The 3991-nt window shown below is 36.7% G+C and carries 5 protein-coding genes and 1 pseudogene; all 6 read left to right on the top strand.

Going from position 1 to position 3991, the window contains the following annotated elements; genetic code table 11:
• On the top strand, positions 1-1095 hold a 1095-nt coding region (locus tag JO950_RS21430), incomplete at its 5' end, for an RHS repeat-associated core domain-containing protein (RefSeq protein WP_202704462.1).
• Between the two features lie 12 nt (positions 1096-1107).
• The gene (locus JO950_RS21425; RefSeq protein WP_202704461.1) at positions 1108-1593 is read left to right on the top strand and encodes a hypothetical protein; all 486 of its coding nucleotides are present in this window, start codon (positions 1108-1110) and stop codon (positions 1591-1593) included.
• A 426-nt stretch (positions 1594-2019) separates the two neighbouring features.
• Positions 2020-3120 carry an RHS repeat domain-containing protein gene (locus JO950_RS21420; protein ID WP_237732420.1) on the top strand — a complete coding sequence of 367 codons (1101 nt, stop codon included), beginning with the start codon at positions 2020-2022 and terminating at the stop codon, positions 3118-3120.
• Entirely contained in the window at positions 3104-3469 is a 366-nt protein-coding gene (locus JO950_RS21415) for a hypothetical protein (RefSeq protein WP_202704460.1), read from the top strand. The genes JO950_RS21420 and JO950_RS21415 overlap by 17 nt, the downstream gene beginning before the upstream one ends.
• Before the next feature lie 166 nt (positions 3470-3635).
• A pseudogene (locus tag JO950_RS22495) lies at positions 3636-3728 on the top strand (hypothetical protein); the annotation flags it as partial.
• Between the two features lie 12 nt (positions 3729-3740).
• The coding region (locus JO950_RS21410) for a hypothetical protein (RefSeq protein WP_202704459.1) at positions 3741-3991 on the top strand (251 nt) is incomplete at its 3' end.

The following is a 3991-nucleotide window of genomic DNA, read 5'->3' as shown; positions in this document are numbered from 1 at the left end:
GAGTTTTTCCCTACGGCAGAGGGGTATTACGATTACATAGGTAAAAAATATGTGTACCAATACAAAGATCATTTGGGTAACATACGATTGAGTTATGCTAAAAATCCCGCAACCCAAGTTCTTACCATTATTGATGAGAATAATTATTATCCTTTTGGATTGAAACACAAGGGGTATAATGATTATGTACCTACAAGTAATAAGTATAAGTACAATGGAAAAGAGTTGCAAGACGAGCTGGGGCTTGAGGTTTACGACATGGAGGCTAGAAATTACATGCCTGATATTGGGCGCTGGGGTAATATTGATGCACTAGCGGAAAGTTTTTTTGAATTTTCACCATATAGTTTTTCAAATAATAATCCGATATATTTTTCTGACCCAACTGGACTCTCACCTGAAGCATCAACTTTTCTATCTGCAACATTCATCAATGGAGCTGGAAAAGTGGTTGAGCATAGAAATGACGGCGATGATAATGTTTATTTAGTTGATGACGATTGGGAAAAAGGAGGCTCGAAAAAGGGATTACCAGTAGTAGGAAAAGAAAAGCCAGGGATGGTTTATACTCCTGGACTGACTTATCAATTTGATGAAAATCTAGAATTAACAACTCCAGATTTTGGTAGCTTCCGTAAAGTAAATGGTTCTGCGACGCCTGTAGGTGGTGCGTTCGACATTTTTGGATTTTGGGATGCATTCTATACAGAGTTATTCTCAGAAATAGGTGGTGATTCGCCAACAACTGCTTTAGCTTTTGCTGTGGTTACAAAGGGAAAAGCAAAACCGTCTACCTCTATAAGAGCATTAACTGGTTTGCTAAAAGCTGGAAAGTTGCATAAACATCATGTGCTTTCTCAACAGTTTAGAAAATGGTTTGCTAGTAGAGGAATTAAAAATATTGATGATTACACTATTCAAATCAGTGCAAAAAATCATCTAAAATCTTTGCATGGACAGGGAAAATGGAATCAGCAGTGGGCTGATTTTATCAAAGCGAATCCAAGTGCTTCACCTTCTCAAATATTTTATCAGGCTGAATCAATGCTCGCAAAACATGGATTAGAACATTCTCGTTATGTTCCTTATAAATAAAAATATTAAAAAATGAAAAATATATCTAAAAATAATGAACCTTTAGAATTGAGTATAGGCAAGAAATATTACATTATTGATGCACTTTACGTTACTAATATTAAAAATGAATTTCTGAAAGCTAATATTTTACCCAAAGATATTAGAAATAAAGTTTTTCCGTTTACCGATACACCATTTGCTTTGTATAAAGCAAATAATAACATTTTTTTTATTAACCAAATAAAGAAAGTAGATTACGATGAAGTTGTTTTAGAAGATTTGTCATTTTTTTCAACTGATACAGGTTTGATATTATTCCTTAATGAAGATTTATTAGTTGATTTTTTGAAAGAATTCAATTATGATGATTTAGTTAATTCAGACAATGAATTAATAAATGAAAAATATTGGGAAGAATTAGTTTCAAATTTTGAATCGACAGATTTTGGATTGGTATTAGCAGATATTGATTCGGAAAATGACTTTGATGGTAGCGGAACTTATAAGGTTTTTTGATAATAAATTTTTTCTAATAAACAAAGCCATTCCATAGCGGAGTGGCTTTTTTATTTACATTGTCTAGTCCTGAAATAGCGGTACACAAAAATTACCTTTGCAAGCCCTCGATCAATTGAGTATATTTACAACACGACAGGTCAAAAACTCGAGAAATTTGTAAAGGATAAAGATGGTGTTATAACTACGACCAATTATCTGGGAGGATTTCAGTACAGGTATAGCGAAGGTCAAAGTATTCCGGTTGATCCTGTTGAGCCAGGGGGTGGAGAGCCTGATCCTCCTGCACCGGATGATCCGGGAAATACTGATCCTCCTGTTGGTCATGATGTAGACCCTGACCCAAAAGATCCACCGGCAGAAGCGAATCGTTTTAGTGCCTTTGCAGCGCAGTCGGCAAGTCAGGCTGCTCCATCGCGACCAACGTTGGAGTTTTTCCCTACGGCAGAGGGGTATTATGATTACATAGGTAAAAAATATGTGTACCAATACAAAGATCATTTGGGTAACATACGATTGAGTTACGCTAAAAATCCCGCAACGCAAGTTCTTACTATTATTGACGAAAATAATTATTATCCTTTTGGGTTGAAACACAATGGGTATAATGATTATGTACCTACGAGTAATAAGTATAAGTACCAAGGTCAAGAACGCCAAGATGAGCTGGGATTGGAATGGGACAGCTTTAAGTATCGAAATTACGATTACGCAATTGGTAGATTCATGTCAATCGACCCTTTGGCTGAAAATTATCCCTATAACTCAACTTATGCATTCCAAGAGAATAAGCTAGGAATGGGAACTGAGCTCGAAGGGAAAGAATTGCAGTTGCATAATTGGCTAGCTGTTGATGCTGTTGTAAATCCTAATGGAGTTGGAGCGCATACAATGGGATTTAGTCAGGGATTAACTAATATTGGGGTTGGACTATGGAATGCTGTTAAAAATCCTGTTAGTACAGCAAAAGGTTTAGGAAATACTGCTTTATGGCTTGCGGTAGGTTCTCAAGGTTCAGAAGCACTAGATAGTGCGTTGGGTACAAACTCATCAGGTGCTGGAGATACTATTTTGAATGGTGTATACAAAGGTACAGATTCTTTAATAAATGGAGATGGAGTAGCTCGTGGTGAAGTTGTCGGAGAAGTAGCGGGCTCTTTAATTGCGGGGGAAGTTATTGGAGCAGGATTTAGCAAGGTACGTTCAACTATGAAAGGTGGTTTGTCAGAAGCACCTGTAACAAATGAACTATATTCAAGGCCTAATAATGCAACTACAGCTGCCCAACGTAAGTCTGTTCAAGGAAAACCTTGCGTTGATTGTGGAGGCACGTCAGAGCCAATGATTGCAAACCATATTAAGCCTCTAGTACAAGAATGGTATGAAACAGGTTCTATTGATTTAAAAAAAATGAAGTCAACAGAATCGGTTAATTCCCATTGCCAAACTTGTTCAGGTAAACAAGCAGGGGAAATGAGTGCATATTCTAAAAAAATGAAAGCTATTATAAATGACAGAAAAAAATAAATTAATCGAAATTCAAAAAGGAATTTGTAAAGAATATGGTATAAATTTTGAGCCTTGTGATTTAAATCTTAAGGTTGGAATAGCATTAGATACAAAAGAAAAAAGTTTAACTATGCCAATCCATGCTCTGCGCCATCCTCTTGTAGGAGATACAACTGGATGGTATATTTGGTCGGGAGATTATTCTGAGAAGGATGATTTTTTCAAACCTTTACATGCTATACATTTAGAAGATTATTGTCCATTAATTCTTCCTTATTTGGGATTAGCACCTGGCAGTAGAGTACTAATTGCCGAAAGTGGCAATTATGTTGATATCTGGGAAGACTTATCTTTATTAGATGTTTAACTAAAAATTTATTATAAATAGTAACAAAATTAAAGCCATTCCATAACGGAGTGGCTTTTGCTTTTATAGCACTTTAAAATGTACCAAACTGTTAAAATAGAAATCAAGTTAGCCTGTAACTGCTAGGAAGTCTCCGGCTGCCAATGGAAGCAGCAGTTATCCCAGAATTGACTCTAATACGGCCATAGCTGCCGCAAAAGGCATTTATAGCGCTGCAAAATACGACAATACTGCGAACCCTTTCTCTCAGAAGGCATTTGAACCATCACCGTTGAATCGCGTTGTTAAACAAGCTGCTCCGGGAGCTTCGTGGGAAATGGGCAAAGGCCATGAAATTAAAATCGATTATCAGGCTAATACCGCTGCTGATACCGTAAAACTGTATAAAGCCAATACCACTTGGGACGCAGATTTAGGGTTGTACGACATTATTTTTTCAGATGCAGGAACTTATGCCGAAGGGAGGCTTTACAAAACGATTACGTACGACGAGAATACAACTGCAAACCCAAGCGAGTCATC

This window comes from Flavobacterium sp. UGB4466 (assembly GCF_903469665.1).
GTDB classification, from domain to species: Bacteria; Bacteroidota; Bacteroidia; order Flavobacteriales; family Flavobacteriaceae; genus Flavobacterium; species Flavobacterium lipolyticum.
The sequence above is the reverse complement of the archived record's forward strand: the minus strand, read 5'-3'. Positions and strand labels throughout refer to the sequence as shown.